The 18,543-nt window shown below is 45.5% G+C and carries 15 protein-coding genes; 8 read left to right on the forward strand and 7 right to left on the reverse strand.

The window, feature by feature from the left end; genetic code table 11:
- Positions 1–39: 39 nt before the first annotated feature.
- Both QQ041_RS10250 and QQ041_RS10255 read right to left on the reverse strand, forming a co-directional pair.
- Complete coding sequence (locus QQ041_RS10250) at positions 40–1,956, reverse strand: methyl-accepting chemotaxis protein (RefSeq protein ID WP_146490986.1); 1,917 nt, start codon at positions 1,954–1,956, stop codon at positions 40–42.
- Between the two features lie 240 nt (positions 1,957–2,196).
- Positions 2,197–2,904, reverse strand: coding sequence for a Crp/Fnr family transcriptional regulator (locus QQ041_RS10255; protein WP_285953817.1), 708 nt, complete (start codon positions 2,902–2,904; stop codon positions 2,197–2,199).
- A 148-nt stretch (positions 2,905–3,052) separates the two neighbouring features.
- Here QQ041_RS10255 and QQ041_RS10260 point away from each other — a divergent pair, with 148 nt between their 5' ends.
- The 8 genes from QQ041_RS10260 to QQ041_RS10295 all read left to right on the forward strand — a co-directional run bounded on the left by QQ041_RS10260 (position 3,053) and on the right by QQ041_RS10295 (position 12,325).
- Positions 3,053–4,426, forward strand: coding sequence for a hypothetical protein (locus QQ041_RS10260; RefSeq protein ID WP_285953818.1), 1,374 nt, complete (start codon positions 3,053–3,055; stop codon positions 4,424–4,426).
- Positions 4,427–4,555: 129 nt separating this feature from the next.
- Positions 4,556–5,227, forward strand: coding sequence for a hypothetical protein (locus QQ041_RS10265; protein ID WP_285953819.1), 672 nt, complete (start codon positions 4,556–4,558; stop codon positions 5,225–5,227).
- 164 nt (positions 5,228–5,391) lie between these two features.
- Positions 5,392–6,348, forward strand: a complete 957-nt coding sequence (locus QQ041_RS10270; protein WP_285953820.1) for a MoxR family ATPase — start codon at positions 5,392–5,394, stop codon at positions 6,346–6,348.
- A gap of 10 nt (positions 6,349–6,358) precedes the next feature.
- On the forward strand, positions 6,359–7,285 hold the full coding sequence (locus QQ041_RS10275; RefSeq protein ID WP_285953821.1) for a DUF58 domain-containing protein: 927 nt from the start codon (positions 6,359–6,361) through the stop codon (positions 7,283–7,285).
- On the forward strand, positions 7,282–7,767 hold the full coding sequence (locus tag QQ041_RS10280; RefSeq protein WP_285953822.1) for a DUF4381 domain-containing protein: 486 nt from the start codon (positions 7,282–7,284) through the stop codon (positions 7,765–7,767). The genes QQ041_RS10275 and QQ041_RS10280 overlap by 4 nt, the downstream gene beginning before the upstream one ends.
- Positions 7,760–8,752 carry a VWA domain-containing protein gene (locus tag QQ041_RS10285; RefSeq protein ID WP_285953823.1) on the forward strand — a complete coding sequence of 331 codons (993 nt, stop codon included), beginning with the start codon at positions 7,760–7,762 and terminating at the stop codon, positions 8,750–8,752. Before QQ041_RS10280 ends, QQ041_RS10285 begins: the two co-directional genes overlap by 8 nt.
- Entirely contained in the window at positions 8,745–10,643 is a 1,899-nt protein-coding gene (locus tag QQ041_RS10290) for a VWA domain-containing protein (protein WP_285953824.1), read from the forward strand. The genes QQ041_RS10285 and QQ041_RS10290 overlap by 8 nt, the downstream gene beginning before the upstream one ends.
- A gap of 2 nt (positions 10,644–10,645) precedes the next feature.
- Entirely contained in the window at positions 10,646–12,325 is a 1,680-nt protein-coding gene (locus QQ041_RS10295) for a BatD family protein (RefSeq protein WP_285953825.1), read from the forward strand.
- Positions 12,326–12,420: 95 nt separating this feature from the next.
- Here the strand turns inward: QQ041_RS10295 and QQ041_RS10300 are convergent, their stop codons facing one another.
- The 5 genes from QQ041_RS10300 to QQ041_RS10320 form a co-directional block, all read right to left on the reverse strand.
- Entirely contained in the window at positions 12,421–14,565 is a 2,145-nt protein-coding gene (locus tag QQ041_RS10300) for a GGDEF domain-containing protein (protein WP_285953826.1), read from the reverse strand.
- Positions 14,566–14,901: 336 nt separating this feature from the next.
- The gene (pstB, locus tag QQ041_RS10305) at positions 14,902–15,651 is read right to left on the reverse strand and encodes a phosphate ABC transporter ATP-binding protein PstB (protein WP_004732036.1); all 750 of its coding nucleotides are present in this window, start codon (positions 15,649–15,651) and stop codon (positions 14,902–14,904) included.
- A 90-nt stretch (positions 15,652–15,741) separates the two neighbouring features.
- The gene (pstA, locus tag QQ041_RS10310) at positions 15,742–16,605 is read right to left on the reverse strand and encodes a phosphate ABC transporter permease PstA (RefSeq protein WP_017064256.1); all 864 of its coding nucleotides are present in this window, start codon (positions 16,603–16,605) and stop codon (positions 15,742–15,744) included.
- Between the two features lie 15 nt (positions 16,606–16,620).
- Entirely contained in the window at positions 16,621–17,550 is a 930-nt protein-coding gene (gene pstC, locus QQ041_RS10315; protein ID WP_285953827.1) for a phosphate ABC transporter permease subunit PstC, read from the reverse strand.
- A 111-nt stretch (positions 17,551–17,661) separates the two neighbouring features.
- Positions 17,662–18,483, reverse strand: coding sequence for a phosphate ABC transporter substrate-binding protein (locus QQ041_RS10320; RefSeq protein WP_017108956.1), 822 nt, complete (start codon positions 18,481–18,483; stop codon positions 17,662–17,664).
- Positions 18,484–18,543 lie beyond the last annotated feature (60 nt).

The raw sequence follows: 18,543 nt of genomic DNA on the forward strand, positions 1-18,543 counted from the left end.
CTTTCTAAGCCATGCTACAGCTTAAAGAGATTAAAGAGATTAAAGCTTAAATGAACCAACCATCTTATCTAGGCGAGAAGAAAGGTCTCGAAGCTCTTGGCTCGCCTCTGCAAGTTGCTCAGCCGTGCCCGTTGTCACTTCATTAATCGCGTTGATCTCTTCAATGTTCTGGTTGATGGTGTGAACAACGGTTGATTGCTCTTCCGTTGCCGTTGCCACTTGTGTGTTACGGTCAGTGATATCAACGATACGATCTGAAATACCCCCCAGCACGTCTACCGCTTCATCCGATGCTGATACACCTTCAAGGGTAATCACTTTACCTGCACTCATTGCCGTTACCGCATCTTTCGCATCGCTTTGTAGTTGGTTGATCATCTTCTGAATCTCTTCCGTTGAATCTGCAGTACGGCTTGCTAAGTTACGTACTTCATCAGCTACAACCGCAAAACCACGACCTTGCTCACCGGCTCGGGCTGCTTCAATCGCTGCGTTCAATGCGAGTAAGTTAGTTTGCTCTGAAATATCACGAATAACACCCAGAATAGAACCGATGTCTTGAGTTGTAGAAGCCAGTTGCTCTACTACCTGACCCGTGCTTTCAATATCTTGCGCCAAACGACTGATCGCGTCTTTTGCTTTGTTCACCACAGAACGGCCTACTTCCGTATTACCTGAAGCTTGAGTTGCCGTTTCTGCTGCGGTTGCCGCGTTCGATGCAATCTCGCTGATTGTCATACCCATTTGGTTGATTGCAGCAACTACTTGAAGCGTTTGGTCACGCTGTTCTTGGCTGTTGTCGTGAGTAATATGCGCTTTATTAGAAACACTCTCTGCTGCCACTTGAAGCGCCTGGCTTGTCGAACACACCTCTTTCATCGACTCGTGAATCTTTTCAATGAATCCGTTGAAGCCCTTTGAAAGCTGTGCAATTTCATCGTTGCCTTTCACTTCGATACGCTGTGCTAGATCGCCATCACCTTCGCCAAGGTCACCGAAACGCTTAGCCAACAGCTTAATCGGCTGGGTGATGCTATTTGCTAGCACTACGCCCATTAGGATAAAGACTAACGCCACAACCGCAGTCATGATCAGCATCTTTTGCGCTGTCTCATCTAGCTCTGCAAATACTTCATTAGTTGGAACAACACCAATAACAAACCAGTCCATTGAGGACACATACAAGCTCGCTACAAACAGCTCTTGGCCTTGGCTTTCAGTAGTAATTAGGTTAAAGCCTGACTTGTTCAGTAACTGGCTTGCTTGAGGGCCGTAAAGTTGTTGAAGTGAAGAATCGCTGCGTGAGCGTTCACGGTGAATTTGAACATCACCTTGGCTATCGGTTAAGAATACGAAGCCTGTATTTTCAATCTTAAAACCATTGAGTAGGTTAACCATGTCATCCATCGACTTTGATAGACCTGACATCGCCAAACCAGAAGGCTGTTGGTAGTTAGCAAACATCTTCACTTCGCCATTAGCTTCTTGGAACATGCTCACCATGGTTGGCTGACCAGATTGAGTAAAGCCAAAGAACCAACCATCTTGTTGTTGGTTTAGCTGACGCAAGAATCCGTTTTGGTTCCAGTAATATGCAGTTTGACGGTTCGCCACTGAGGCATCATTCAACTGATATTGGTTGCGAACATTGTTCAGCTGTTTAACCAGTTTATTTTCTAGTGCCGGATCGCGATCCGTCGATTGGATAGCATCAGAAATAAATTCATTTGAAGCAATTTGCTCCGCCGCTAGTAATAGCTGAGAGACTTCTCGGTCAATTTCACCATTGATTCGCTCCAGCATTCCTGGAAGTTCAATATCGATCAATCGATGACTTAGTACATCTCTTGCTTGCTGTTGCGCCATCGCGCCGACAATAACTGTTGATGCAAGAACCGCGAAGGTAATTCCAAGTACAACTTTTTGCTTGATACTCAGAGAGTTAGTTTTAAACATATTGGGACCTTTAAAAAGAATAGCTCGTTATCGGTATACCCTGAACAGGACTTTTTAGTGCACGCCAACAGCAATGCACAATCTGAGTGATGTATCGGCCACAACCAATAAAACTAGAGACTTTTCTCTCAAAAAATTGCAAATATGATGTAACAACTAAATTATTTAACCTTGGAGTATCATCCATCAGGAAATATGATTATTTAGCTTTATTCAAATTCATTATGCGTGACGCCATATTTACCTAGCTAACCCTTCCAGAATGAATGTATTTAGCTTGTCTTGATTGATGATATCAATACGGCGATAACCTATTTCAATCATGCCTTCCTTCGCTAGCAACTGGAGCGAACGGCTCAGTGTCTGACGGGTACATCGAGATAGATGGGCAAGTTTGTCTTGGGTATACAAGATTGGATTTAACTCATTAGGAGCCCCATTCAAACGGCTTACCAATAGAAGTAATTTAGCTACGCGATAGTCATTTTTGAGAAGCACAGATTCTGTCGTCCACTCCATCAAGAGCCGGAATCGAAAACTGATTTCTCGAATCGCAATCTTATAAAGTTGAGGGTAACGGTCAGCGATAGCTCTCATTTTTTTGACCGGAATGGCGACGACAATCGCATCAGATGAAGAGTAAAAATTGAGATTCGTCGGTTGGTCTTCAAAACACCCTATCCATGTCAGCCAACTGCTCGGACCTAGCATGGCAATGCACGCCTCATCGCCACTTTCACTGTAACTCATCAGTTCAATGTGTCCCTTAACGACAAGTCGCATGGTATCGACAGCGGTATAGGCGGAATTGAGCAATGTTGGAACCTTATAGGTTTCTATTTTTGCGGCTCCAACTATTTCCTCAATAGCCTTCGGGTCTAACTGATTTAGCGTGGGATCATTTCTTAACACCGTCTCCAGCATCGAATGTTGTTCTTCACTACTCATCGTAGGCACGAAACTAGAATGTAAGATTTTACACATTGTTCTCAACTCGCTCCTGATAGCTTGTTAATTAATTGTTACAGACAAATTAACAATTAATCAAATATAAGTATTAGGAAACACCACAAGGTCGTGAAAAGAGGATTAAAAAATGCAAATGCCATGCGTAAATACATTGAGTCGTTGGCTCTTTAAAGGCTCTGTAGCAACAGTTTTAATTACCTGCGCTAGCTGGAGTTCTGTCTCAGCAGCCAATGATAAATTTGAAGGGATCCCAGGAGAAAGAACGTGTTTCTTCCGTTATGGTCCCGTCTCTGCTGACCCGTATATCAACGTTGCCTACCCCGATGCAGCAGTTAAGTATTGGGGATCAGCTTTTACTGTACCTGATGGTGCCAAGCTCAGGTTAGAAGGGCAATTCCCACATTCTCGCTACATGTCGTTCATTAGCTATGATGACCGTGGAAGGCCGGTGCAATCTTTACCCGACTATATGATAAAACCCAGCCAAAGCAGCGTGAACCCTTTCAGAGAAGGCAGCCAGCGCGACAGCGTTCTTAGAAGCTATCAAGTCAATATTCTCGACTCTCAACCAAAAACTGATTACACCGCAGGCCAAATACGTGACGGTGCTGAAATGGATGAACTGCACACGCCGAAATCTTCAGCTAATCAGCAAGTGATCATTTACCGTATCTACGCAAAAGACGAAAACAGTGATGGCACAGGGAATACAGCATTACCTCAGCCAGTCGTCACTCTCGCTTCAGGAAAGGAACTTCGCGGGCAAGAAGCGTGTGATTCTCTGCAAAGTACACAACCGTTAAAAGCTCAATTGAATGCTTTGGGGATCCCTGTAGAGAAATATCGAGAACTGGTGTCACAACCCAACAAGCCAGCAGGCTTCCCCGCGACCAACCCATCGACTTGGCACATTCAACTCGACCGAGAAAGCTTGTTAGGTATCTACACTGGGAAAGTCAATCCTGAAGCTCGCCGTAGCACGGGTGGCTTCTACCCCAATCTTGATAACAATTACATTAGAACCGTCGTCAATCGCAAACATGGCCCTGTATTTGTCCTCAGAGCGAAAGCACCTGTGACGCCAGAAACTTTCCATGGCGTTAAAAAGATGACCAAAGGTGACCTTCGTTATTGGTCAGTCTGCTCGAATAAAGGCTTCGCTGTAACCAAAGTCAACGACTGCCTTTACGATGAAGCTATTCCGGTGGACAAAGACGGGTATTACACTGTCGCCGTGAGTCGCGCCGCCGACAGGCCACGTAACGCTTTTGCCCAATGTGGTGTAGGTTGGTTACCAATGGCAGACGATGGTGATGGCATTATTGATGAAGATGCATCGATTGTTCAAATCCGTCACATGCTCGCAGCGCCGGAGTTTAGCCACGCCATCCAAAACATCCAGCAAGACAAAGATATCGCCCCGGTGATGGGGGAATACTACCCAAGAACTTTCTACACGACGACCAACAACTTCGAGCTGATGATCCCTTGCTCGGGATAGTCCTTTCCAGCTGAATAACCAATTAATAAAACTATGAAATGGCAGGTTCCCCGCCTGCCATCTATGACCGAATACCATCCATTTTCTGAGGTTGCCATGCTACTTAAGCTACTATCATTGTTGTCGCTCATGTCTTTTCTTATACCGGCACAAGCAGCGCAAACAGAAGAACTCAAACCAGAACTAAAACCAGAGCAAGGACAAGAACAAATAGAAGACCTAGACGATCCTACCGCGCTGAGCTCGTTTCTGGGAATACGAACAGGGACCAACGGATATGGTGCCATCGCGCAATTTGGATTCAACAGCCCCGACAGTGTATTGGGTCACAACAGCTTCATTCAATTTAAAGACGATTTTGAAACCGTACATCTACGCCATTTTTCTATCTATAAACAAAGTGGAACAGGGTTGTTTGTCGATATGCAGCGCAACAACGCCAATGCGATTCCCGTTAACCGAGCTTCTGTTGGCGCCATCCAGATAATCCCTATCTCAGATAACCTTAGGATCAACCCAGCCCTTTTATACGGCGAAACCTGGACAGACGATAAGAAAGCTCAAAAAACACTATTTCCAGATACGTCGATCGTGACCTTGTATACCTTTATTCGCTGGCAAGTCGCCGACGACTGGTTCGTCAATTTGGTACCTCAATATACCTACAGCGTAAATGGACGAAAGATTCGCTTGTTTGAACTCGTCACCCAAGTTGGCCACAACATTACTAAGGAAACGAGCATGGCGATAAATACCGATGAAGACGACAACTTTTGGTTAACACTAAAGCACGCCTTTTAAGTCTGACTATGGTAAACCGTTGGGCTTAACTGTACTTTGGCTAAACACTTGTAAATCATTCCATTTTTGGAAAAATAAATTACGTAGATGTACTGGAACTTTTTCCTATTAATAAGTGACCAATACTCAAAATAAGAATCAAATGGCCCCCAGAGAGTCCAAAAATGCATAAAAATAACTTCGAAATCCTTCAAAACTACCTAGAGTCTCAAATCATTGGTCAGCAAGAGCTCGTAAAACAATTGATGATCGCCTTACTGGCAGATGGTCATATCCTTGTTGAAGGGCCTCCGGGGTTGGCAAAAACCCGCGCAGTAAAGTCGCTGGCTGACTGTGTCGAGGGAGATTTTCACCGTATTCAATTTACCCCTGACCTATTGCCTGCCGACCTAACTGGTACCGATATTTTCCGTCCAGAAACGGGAGAGTTCACCTTCCAATCTGGCCCGATTTTTAACTCGCTTATTCTGGCGGATGAGATCAACCGTGCTCCGGCGAAAGTACAAGCCGCAATGCTAGAAGCTATGGCCGAAAAACAGGTGACCGCCGGTCGGAAAACCTATGCTCTGCCCGATCTGTTTTTGGTGATGGCAACGCAAAACCCGATTGAGCAAGAAGGTACCTACCCTCTACCAGAAGCTCAATTAGACCGTTTCTTGCTGCATTTAGAAGTGGCTTATCCAGACATGGAAAGTGAGCTGGAGATCTTGCGCCTGAACCGAGGCGAAGCTCAAGGCAACGAATCTGTTCAGCCACAAGAGATATCTCAACAAACTATCTTCGAAGCTCGCCAAGAAGTGCTCAGCATTCACATGGCAGACACCATTGAGCAGTACATAATCAGACTGGTAATGGCGACTCGCCAACCTAAACAATACAGCGACCAACTTGATCAATGGTTAGACATGGGTGTTAGCCCGCGTGCAACCATCGCGTTAGACCGTTGTGCCCGCGCTCACGCTTGGCTTGCTGGCCGCGACTATGTTACTCCACAAGATGTTCAAGCGATGGCATTCCCTGTATTGCGCCACCGCCTGCTTCGTAGCTACCACGCACAAGCTGAAGGGGTCACTGCAAACCAAGTGATCGCACACCTTATATCACTGGTTGGTAGCGCATAGGGATAAGCGCATGAATAATCAATTACCCAACCATAGTGACGGTGTCACGTTAAATCTAGACGAACTGCTGCAATACAAAGCGCAGTCTGTTCGCTGGTTGCCTCCAGCCAAGAGCCTGTGGTCGCAACTAAACGGTCAACACGAGAGCAATCGTAAAGGTCGCGGGATGAATTTCTCTGAGGTTCGTCAATATCAGGCGGGCGACGACATCCGCAGCATTGATTGGCGCGTCACGGCGAGAACAGGCAAGGCGCATACCAAACTGTTTTCTGAAGAAAGAGAACAGCCTGTGATTTTGTTCTTAGATCTGTCGAGCAGTATGATTTTCGGCTCAACCTTGTTACTTAAATCGGTTCAACTCGCGCACTTTGCCAGCCAACTTTGCTGGTTAACCGTCGCTCAAAAAGACCGTATTGGCGCAGTGATAGATACTGGCCAAGAGATCATTGAGATTAAACCCTGTGCTAGCAACCATGCTCCGCTACGTATTTTACAAAAAGTCATAGAAATCAATAACGCAGCGCTGACCAACCCAGGCAATAACAGCGACACAACCTTAGAGCATGGGCTGAAATCTCTTCACCAGCTTTGCCCGAAAGGAAGCGATATCATTATGCTCAGTGATTTCGTCCGTTATAACGAAAGTAATTACTCACTTATCAATCAAATACGTCGACATAATCGAGTTCGCTTGGTTCATTTTTACGATCCATTAGAACAAGGTGTTACTGCATTCAAAGGTTCAAAACAGATCACCGATGGCAATAAAACCCAATGGTTTAATTTCTCCTCCAATAAAGAGAAGCAAAAACTCAACCACGCTTTTTCACTAAAGAAGCAGCAGCTACAACAGTTGGGCTTATCTCTCGCGATACCCTATAGCTCGCTGTCGAGTGCACAACCATTGATGAGTCAGATATCAGGATCTCAGTCATGAAGCAGCCCTTAGATTTAAGCCCGGCTATTGCGCCAGACGCACCGACATGGTGGCCTCTAGCATGGGGGTGGTGGGCTGTGATTGTCATAGCCATTACCCTGATCGCCTTGGTGTTCTTTATTGTAAAGCGCAGAAAAAACAACCAACTACCGAAGCAAGAAGCGCTGTCTTATTTCAGCAATAGTCAGTCTTTAAATGCTTTGTCTCCGAGCACAGCTCAAGACATCGTTCGTCAGGCAGCACTAAGCTATTTCCCACGTGAAAAAATTGCAGGCTTGTCTGGTGATGATTGGTTGGCGTTCTTAGATGCGCAATTGGCAAAACCTTTGTTCGCCGCAAAACAATCGCAATGGCAACAAGCGCTCTACCAAGATGCAACCTTAATGACCGACGAACAGAAAAAGGCTCAACAGCAATTGGTTAACGACTGCGAAATCTGGCTTCGTAAAGCCCTTCCTCCAAAGCGAGGTCGTTATGACTGATCTTTTAAACACGAGCTTACTAAATATTGAATTCGTTTGGTGGTGGATATTTTTCCTCGCGCCACTGCCGGTTCTCGTTTACTTGTTCTCTCCTAAGGCAGAATCGAACAATGCCCTAAGGCTTCCATTTCTGCCCGAGGACAGCAATACCAAAACGCCGAGCAGTCGCTTACCCAAGGCCTTGTCGGTCATCATCTGGCTTTTATTGGTAACGGCCATGGCACGCCCAGTTTGGTACGGTGAACCGGTTGAGTTTCAGCCGAAACACCGTGATTTGATGTTGGTTGTCGACCTCTCCTACTCGATGAGCCAAGAAGACATGCAATTCAATGGCGAATACATCGATCGCTTATCTGCGGTGAAACATGTATTGAGTGACTTTATTGAACGCCGCAAAGGCGACCGAGTTGGGTTGGTGCTCTTTGCTGATCACGCCTACTTGCAGACGCCACTGACGTTAGATAGAGACACGCTTTCACAACAGCTCAATCAAGCGGTGTTAAAGCTTATCGGTACTCAAACTGCGATCGGTGATGGTATCGGCCTTGCCACCAAAACCTTCGTCGACAGCGATGCCCCTCAGCGTGTAATGATTCTACTCAGTGACGGCAGCAATACCGCGGGCGTATTAGATCCACTTGAAGCCGCGGATATTGCTAAGAAATACAACGCGACGATTTACACCGTAGGTGTCGGTGCGGGTGAAATGATGGTCAAAGAGTTCTTCATGACTCGTAAGGTCAATACCGCTCAAGACTTGGATGAGCGTACTCTAATGGAAATCGCCAAACGCACTGGTGGTCAGTACTTCCGAGCGCGTGACAGCAAAGAGCTGGCAACGATTTACGACACCATCAACCAATTAGAACCCGTGACGAACGCCACTAAGATCTGGCGACCACAACAAGAGTGGTTTGTCTGGCCACTGTCGGCGGCAATGTTCTTCGCATTTATGCTGTTAGCCATTAGGAGAAACAATGTCTAACTTTACTTTTATCTACCCATATTGGTTCTTAGCGCTTGCCGTGCTGCCCGCAATTTGGTGGCTCAGCAAGAGACAATCGAAACAAGGGTTACTGGCCTCTCATATCGCTCGCTACTTGGCACCAGAATCAAGCAAGCCATCGAAAAACCGTAGTACTTACTTTGGTATTTGGTGGATAGTCGGTGTCATCGCACTAGCCGGTCCCAGCTTTGAAAACAATGAACAGCCAAGCTTTGAAAAAACACAGGCGCGAGTTGTGATCATGGATATGTCGATGTCTATGTATGCCACTGACATTAAACCAAACCGTTTAACACAGGCGCGATACAAGGCTCTGGATCTGCTTTCGTTATGGAAAGAAGGCCTAACTGGAATGGTGGCATACGCCGGAGATGCTTACACCATTAGTCCTTTGACGTCAGACATCAATACCATCAAGAACCTCGTACCCAACCTATCACCAGATATCATGCCCTTCCAAGGCGGCAATGCAGCATCGGCAGTTAAGCTTGCGATTGAGATGATGACTCGCGCTCATATCTACCAAGGTGATCTGGTACTGATTGCTGATGATATTGATGGTCAAGAGAAGAAAGATATCGACTCGCTACTCTCTGGTAGTAATTGGACGTTGTCAGTCTTGGCTGTAGGCACGGAAAGCGGCGCGCCGATCTCGTTACCTACAGGTTCGATGTTACAAACCGACGCAGGACAAACCGTGGTTGCGAAAACCAACGTAGACAATATGCGCGACCTGACTCGTCGCTCTGGAGGCACATTCACTGAGGTACAATTTGATAACTCAGACGTTGAACACATCGCAAGTTATCTCGACCGAATTGCTACAACATCAGAAGTGACTAAAACCGATAACTCGCTCAATACCAGAGTGAACAATGGTTTCTGGTTATTGCCATTTTTGTTACTTCCTGTCCTTGGGCTATTTCGAAAAGGGGTTATTTGGTGTGGCCTAGCTGTGCTTGTATCGTTCAGCCAGCCGAATACTGCGTTTGCGAATCCTTGGAAAACCGATGATCAGGTGGGTTATCAATTATATCAAGATGAGAACTTCCAGCAGGCAGCTGAACAATTCAAACAACAAGAGTGGAAAGGCATCTCACAATACAAAGCGAGTGACTTCGAAGCTGCAGAACAAACACTACAAGGTTTGACTGACGAAAATGCTCGCTACAACCTCGCCAATGCACAAGCAAAGCAAGGCAAGTACGACCAAGCAATTGAAGAGTATCAACGTATTCTCGAAAGCAACCCTGAACATACTTATGCTAAGAAGAACTTAGAGGTCGTCGAACAAGCCCAGAAGCAACAGCAACAGCAACAGCAACAGCAACAGCAACAGCAACAGCAACAGCAACAGCAACAGCAACAGCAACAGCAAGGCGATTCTGAATCCAAAGATCAGCAGAATCAGCAAGGTCAGCAAGGTCAGCAAGGTCAGCAAAATGATTCTTCACAAGACTCGTCGGATCAACAGCAAAGTTCTGTAAACAATGAAAACTCGCAGAACGAAACAGACGAACAAAGTGAAAGTGCAAACCAAGGGCAAGCCAAAGACCAACCGAATGCAAATGCAGGCGAGCAAGCAGCTCAGTCTAAACAGCCAAGCAAAGCCGAGCAGTCAAAGGAACGAGGTCAAGATGAATCAACACCTCAAAGTGCAAGCGCACAACAAGCTTCAAGCGAAAAAGGTGAAGACGATGCTCAACAAGCTGTAGCACAAACCTCAGGGCAGCCGCTATCGAGTGACCCGGATATGCGAAAGCTTGAGCAAGTAGAAAGCGCCCGTGACCCGAGCCAGCTGCTCAAAGCACAAATGATTTTACAAGCACGACAAAAAAGTGCTCCTAACAACCAGAACAAAAAGTGGTAACCATGCGATTTCTTAACAAGCCATTTTTATCCATACTCCTAACGCTGGCGTTAGGAGCTTTCTCGTCCTTTTCTGCATTGGCGGCTACTGCCGTAGCGAGCGTTTCACAAAACAGTGTCACCAAAGACCAAGTATTTCTACTTAGAGTCGCGACTGATGAAAAGGTCTCTTCTGATGCTTTAGATCTAAAGGCGCTCCAACAGGACTTCTATGTCGGCACACCAAGTTTTGGGTCGTCGATGCGAATCGTCAATGGCAGCCGTTCGGTGTCAAGTGAATGGAACGTCAGCCTTGCGCCACTGCGTTTGGGGAAGGTTCAGATTCCTAGCTTCGATATTGAAGGGGCAAAAACCAAGCCAATCACCATCAATGTTGCCGTTAATAAAGCTGCACCTACTCAACATGATATGGCTGAGTTCCAGCTTAATCTGAGTAAAGACTCGCTGTACCCACAAGAAGTCGCTGAGCTGGATGTAAAACTGATAATTAAAGCTGACCCAAGAAGACTGCAAGATCCTAAAATAGCGCCACCGAGCTCGCAGGGCTTAGATGTGGAACCTATTGGTGAATCGAAGCAATTTCAAGATGTCCTCAATGGACAAGAAGTCACAGTTGTTCAGCAATCTTTCCATATATCGTCACAGCAAGCAGGACAATTTCAGCTTCAAGGGCCAAAGTTAACCGGTGCTGTTGTTTACTCAACCAACAACTCCAGCACAACGCGTCTGTTCCAACTGGACACGCCGGTTGAAACCTTAGATGTCACAGTGAATCCGGTACCAAAAGGCTACCAAGGTGAGTGGTTACCAACATCAAACTTTAAGCTGATACAACAATGGTCAGACAGCCAAGGTAATGAACTGACGGATGGCAATGCTTTAGGTGGCGACAAGCAGAAGATTGAAATGGAAGCGGGTGATTCTCTAACTCGAACCATTACTATGACAGCCAGTAACTTGACCCAACATCAGTTACCAAAACTGAACATCACCTACCCTAAAACGGTGCGTGTTTATGAAGAAAAACCGCAATTTGGCACCACCCAATCCGGTGATGCTGTCGTTGTCTATAAGCAGGTACTAATCCCTAAGGAATCAGGAAGCATCTCTCTTCCTGATGTTTCTCAAGCTTGGTTTAACACAGACTCACAATCACAAGAAACCAGTAAAGCGCTTGGGCTAGAGTTAGCGGTAAAAGCAAGTGACCGTGCGACGTCTAGCACACCACCGGTTACAGCACCACCAGCCCAACAAGTAAGCCCAACGGTTGTGACTGTTGATAGTCCGGGGTTCTGGCCTTATCTCGCCGCGCTATTCGCAGCCTTGTGGTTGATTAGCTCAGTGATGGCTTTCTATTTCTGGTCACGCCGCGATGTAACGACAAAACCAACACACACTGTTGAACGTCAATCAGATACAGCAGAAGCGCTTATTGAAGCTCTAAAAACGAAAGATGGTGTGATGACAAGAACCTTGTTTGAACAATGGAAAGCTGAAAACCCAGATTTGAGCGATGAGACGTTAGACGTCGTTGAAGCCGAGCTAAGTAAGCTAAACCAGAGTCTTTATGGTGAAGCTAGCTCGACAAAACCATCATGGGCTCCTTCTAAAGTAATCAAAGCGGTTAAGAAGCCAAAGCGAGTTTCTAGCAAAACGCGTAAAAGCTCACTAGAAACGCTTTAATTAACTAGCAAAACTCTAAAATAACAAAGCCGTGACGACTACCTTGTGAGCATCACGGCTCCATTCGTTCTAAGATAGGAAGAAAAAGTACTGTGCTAAGAAATTGAAACCGCGACCTTTTTTCGCTTCAATGCTGAGACGATTCTATTTCGCCCTGAGTCTTTGGCTTGATACAGGGCTTTATCTGCCTTGCCATAAAGCAGATCAAAATCGAACTGGTGCTGATCAGAGGTTATCGACGCATAACCGACAGACGCGGTTAAATATGGGCTAGTGCTACTTTCACAATGGAGGATCTTCGCCTCTTCAATACATTTCCTGATCGACTCTGCTCGCAGCTTAGTCTCAGAGTGATTGGTGCCGATCATCAACAACATAAACTCTTCTCCGCCTATACGGCAGAACGTTTCCTTATCGCTATGAACATGAGCATTAAGTATCTTACCTATGGTCCGCAGTGCCGCGTCCCCTTCAGTATGGCCATAGACGCTGTTGTACAAACCGAAGTGATCAAGGTCGACAAGAATCAGTCCAAACGTGACTTCATCCTCTGTGGCAAATGCCCCTTGATCATCACAATTGAGATCATCTAAAACCTGAGACAACATACGACGGTTTCCAAGACGCGTCAGCGGGTCTAGTTTAGAAATGACATCCAATTGCTCATTAGCCAACTCTAGCTCTTGAGTGCGTTTGCTGACCTCCTGTTCAAGCGTTTCATTGAGCTTTTTGAGCTCCTCTTGAGCCATGGTTCTTTGCAATACCTCAGCAAGGCTAGAGGCAAATATACGAATCACTTCGCGCAATTGAGAAGTTAAAGGGCTGCGTGTTAGCAAGTTATCAGCGGCAATAAACGCAATCGGCTCACCCGTATTAGTGGTGAGCATCGTCATTGCGGTCCAACCGACTCCGACAATATTGAAATCGTGATAAATAGGGACCGACTCTTCAAATGCAACTTGGTTAGGACAAGCACGAGCCGCGGCGACAATGTCACGTTCCACTAGCTCAGAGCGATAATAGGATTCATCAACAATGTCACCTTTAATATCTGTACCCCATGTACCTTGCATGTAGCTACAGTTCTTATCGGTAAGAAAAACCGCCAATCGGTCGATACCTAAGTGCTGAATAGCAAAACTTACTGCAGACTTACACACCTCACTGACACTATCGCAGCGAGACAACTCAACCATGCTCGAGTGCAGCATACGTATGTTCTGTTCTTGGCGTTTACGAATGTAGATTTGAGAAAGCAGAGAGCCGAACGATTCAAGCATCTGCTTTTGGTAATTGGTAATTGGCGAACGGTGAATGTAGTTGTCCATGGCGATCCAGCCGACAGGTTTATCCCCTTCTCGTAAGATCAACATACCATTCCAACCCTGTCCAACCACTTTGCCTTCAGTGTATAGAGGCGCTTGTTCAATAATAACCAAGTTGGTGTGGTTGTCAGACAGAGCCTCTATATATTCCGCTTCAAGCTGATGTAAGTCGTATTGAGTATGATGCTCGCTATTAGTTTTTCCCAGTTCATCAGTGCCGTAAGTTCCACTAAAACACCGCTTTTTCATATCAAGCAACATAAAGATCGCACGATCAAAGCCTAAGCGGTCACGTACAGCTTCTACTGACGCTTTATAGAGTGCGTCTAAAGATTCTGGATTCGATAGCTCTAACGCTACCTGATGTACTAACTTCATGTTCTCGACAAACAATTCGCGAAGCTTAATTTCATCCAGGTACTGCGCCTCTCGGGTATCCCGATGCTTAATCTCGATAGCAGCGTTCTTTTCTGCACGAACGCATTGCCAGCGGGCTGCGGCGAGTTGGAGAACATCAAGATCTTGATCGAAAGTTTGGTTTATCTGTTCAGCACTGCAATTTTGAACAATTAAATAAGTTCTGCAGGCAGGCGCGTTGTCGAGCATCATGATGAATGACTCTCCACCGAGCACCTTCATATGCTCCCACTTACAAGTATTGATAGCCATAGGCAACACCCCGTCCGCGGTATCGAACTGGGCAACCCAAGGCCAAAATGTGGAAGGATAACTCGATAACGAGGTTAATTCGCCGTAAGAGAACAGCGCTAACGAATCGCTCTCCGGCGTCGGCTCCGCAAATATTCCAATCCCTTGAGGAGCGAGTACCTTAACCAGATAGTCAAAAAGAGATTCAGCCAATAAACGATGGTCGCGCGCAGCAGATATTTGTTTTGCAAAGGCTTTAACAGGCACAGCTTCCGTCCATTGGCTATTGAGAATGAAGCAAAAATACCGAAGCATTGATATGCAATCAATGTAACTAAAAATGAGATGTTAAGCGGGTCGCAATTTCACTTTTAACATTATCACAAGCATGAGAAGAACGACAAAAATGGGATTTTCTGCCCAAAATTTCATCGACATTGTGACTTTTTTAAGAACATAAAAAAGCCCCACATTAGAGTGGGGCAAAACTTCCATCGCTTATAGTTATAGTGATAATTCTGTAAGTAAAATCGATTATCTAACCTGCGTTTCAGTGAGCGCGCTGGTTTGCTAAAAGGACAAAAACAGCACTTAAATAATCAATTAACCAAAGTCACCATTTACGTAACCTTTAGTGCGATCATCTTTTGGCTCGCTGAAGATAACACTCGTTTCGTTGTGCTCTACAAGCTCTCCCATTAGGAAGAAAGCAGTACGGTCTGAAATACGACGCGCTTGCTGCATTGAGTGCGTTACGATAACGATAGTGAAGTCTTTCTTCAGGTCTTCCATCAACTCTTCAATCTTGTGTGTCGCGATTGGGTCTAGAGCCGATGTAGGTTCATCCATCAGGATTACATCCGGTTCCATTGCAATTGTACGAGCGATACATAGACGCTGTTGCTGACCACCAGATAAGCCAAATGCGTGTGCTTTAAGACGATCTTTTACTTCATCCCAAAGTGCTGCACTGCGCAGTGAGCTTTCTACTACTTCATCAATGTGCTTCTTGTCTTTGATGCCTTGAGCACGTAAGCCATAAGCTACGTTCTCGTAGATGCTCATTGGGAATGGGTTTGGCTTTTGGAATACCATGCCTACACGAATACGTAGGTCAGCCACATCAATATTGCCGTAGATGTTTGTGCCATCCATATCCAGCTTACCTTTAATAGTAACGCCTTCAATTAGGTCATTCATACGGTTCAAGCAACGTAGTAGCGTTGACTTACCACAACCTGATGGGCCAATCAGTGCCGTAACCTGACGAGTTGGAATTGGCAGATTGATAGATTTAAGCGCTTGATTGTCGCCGTAAAACAGATCTAGGTTCTCAATATCAAATTTGTTCATGTTCGTAATCTCTAAATTCTTAAATTCGTGTCTAACTTGACGCTTTCTTTATCACGGGGGCTCTCTTTATTATTGAGCCGGCTAATGAGCTTAGTAAGTTGCCGTGTTGAAGCGTCTCGCAATCAGTTTTGTAACCATGTTGATCAAGAGAACCAATACGATTAGGACTGTCGCCGTGCCGTAGGCTTGGTTCCACTCATCGATAGTAAATAGCTCTGTTGTCAGCTTATATAGGTGAACCGTTAGTGTACGGCCAGAATCGAATACCGACTCAGGAACACGTGCCACCATACCTGCTGTTAAAAATACAGGTGCTGATTCGCCAATTACACGACCAATACTCAGAATGACCGAAGTTAAGATACCTGGCATTGCGCTTGGTAAGATCAAGCGCCAGATAGTGTAGATTTTTGAAGCGCCAAGGCCGTATGAGCCTTCACGATAAGTTTGTGGTACTGCCATCAATGCTTCTTCTGTAGTACGAATAATTACAGGAAGAATCAGGATACTTAGCGTTAATGCACCCGACAAAATCGAGAAGCCGAGACCCAGAATCGAAACAAAGAAGGTCATACCGAACAGACCAAAGATAATCGATGGGATACCCGCTAGCGACTCAGTACAGAATCGAATCACTTTCACCAATCGACTACCTACTTTCGCATATTCAGTTAGGTATATCGCCGTCATGATGCCTAGTGGTGCGGCTACCGCAATCGATGCAATTACCATGTAGATCGTGGCGATGATCATTGGGAAAATACCACGCTCTTCACCAGTACGAGTGTAATCGTCAGTGATGAAGTTCCAATCTACGTATTGCAGACCGTTCGATAAGATGTACCAAATAATCCAGAATAAGAAACCAACGGTTACAGCCGCAGCTGCCCAGATAAAACCTTTTAGGATGTTATCTTTGGTTTGACGTGCTTGTTTTAGTTTTACGCGATCCATATTACTTATCCTCGCCTACTTCGTTTTTTCACGGTTAAGATAAAGTAGAGCACCATTTAACATCATGATGAACACTAGAAGTACAACGCCTGTTGCGTACAGCGCGTTAGCGTGAACGCCACTTGCGTAAGACATTTCAATTGCAATGTTTGCTGTTAGCGTACGAGCAGAATCCAAAATACCTTCTGGCATTGCTGGCGCATTACCCATAACCATGATGATTGCCATCGTTTCGCCAAGTGCGCGACCGATACCCAAAATCACACCAGTCATAATGCCTGAACGTGCAGCAGGAACGAGTAGCTTAAAAATCGTGTAGATTTTCGAAGCACCCAGTGCAAGTGAACCTTCTTTATATGTACGAGGTACAGCACGAATCGAAGTTTCAGAAACCGTGATAACGGTAGGAAGAATCATGATCCCCAGAACAATGATACCCGCCAGGATAGTATTACCGGCTGGTACTTGGAAAATGTTCTGAATCATTGGAACGATAATTACTAGACCGAAGAAGCCGTAAACTACCGACGGGATACCCGCTAGAAGCTCAACTGCTGGTCGAATAATATCTGCAAGACGCTTGGGAGCAATCTCAGCAATAAAAATAGCGGTTAATACACCTACCGGTACACCAACAACTACAGCGCCAAGTGTCGAAACAATCGATGCAACAATCATGGTTGCAACACCGAATAGAGCTGGAGGTAACCAATCAACACCCAGAACGATGCCAGAAACACCGGCCTCTTGGAATGCAGGAATACTCTCTGCAACGATAAAGTAAGCGATAACGGCTAGCGATACGATGCCGATCACAGCACTCGATAAGAACAAGCCGTGGAAGATTCTTTCTCTCCAGTCGATGCGCTTCTTAGCACGCAGACTTGGCTTATTGATTTGAGTCGCTTCAGTATTCATAAGCTTTTCACTATTTGCGATGGTCATATATAAAATCTCAAACTTTGTGGCTCAAAAAGAGCTCGAAATAAACAAAGTTGAAAGAAAAGGCTCAGCCTAAAGCAGGCTGAGCAATAATTAAGATTGAGTCAGTTAAGATTAGTTAACTGTGATGTAGCCTTTCTTACCAGCGATAGCTTGAGCTTCGTCTGCAACCATCCAGTCTAGGAATTGTTGAGTTTCAGCTGTTGGAGCGCCTGCTTTGTAAAGAACTAGGAAAGGACGAGCAACTTTGTAAGAGCCGTTCTTAACGTTATCAACTGATGCTTCTGCGCCGTCGATAGTTAGAGCTTGAACTGTGTTGTCTACAGTACCAAGAGAGATAAAGCCGATAGCGTATGGGTTGCTTGCTACAGAAACTTTAAGTGCGCCGTTACCGTTTGCAACTTGTGCACGCTGAGAGATAGCCGATACTTTCTTATCGCCGATCTTCTTCTTAAGCTTCATGATGTCCTCGAATGCACCACGTGTACCAGATGCAGTATCACGAGTGATTGCTACGATTGGCTTGTCTGCACCACCAACATCTTTCCAGTTAGTGATGTCGCCTTTGTAGATTGAAGTGATTTGCTCAGCTGTAAGAGCAGATACTTCGTTATTTGGGTTAACAACAACTGCGATACCGTCACGAGCGATAACGAGCTCTTTCAGGTCAGCTGTTTTCTCTTCTTCTTTAAGGTCACGAGAAGAGATACCAAGATCAGCACTTCCATTTTTTGCTGCTTTGATGCCTGCAGAAGAACCTGGTGCTTGAATTTCGATGAACACTGGTTCGCCTTTATTCATGTAGGTTTCTGCAAAAACTTCAACCAGTGGAGAAGCACTGTTAGAGCCAACTACAGAGATAGTTTCTTTAGCTGAAGCTGTATTCACTGTTAGAGCGCCTAGTAGTGCGATTGCACCGATAACTGTCTTTTTCATCACAAATTTCCTTTAGTGGCGTTATTGCCGTAATGTTGTTTTGCTTGAACGGTGCCCACT

The organism is Vibrio sp. TMPB1044, assembly GCF_030442075.1.
In the GTDB taxonomy this organism is placed as follows: Bacteria; Pseudomonadota; Gammaproteobacteria; order Enterobacterales; family Vibrionaceae; genus Vibrio; species Vibrio satsumensis.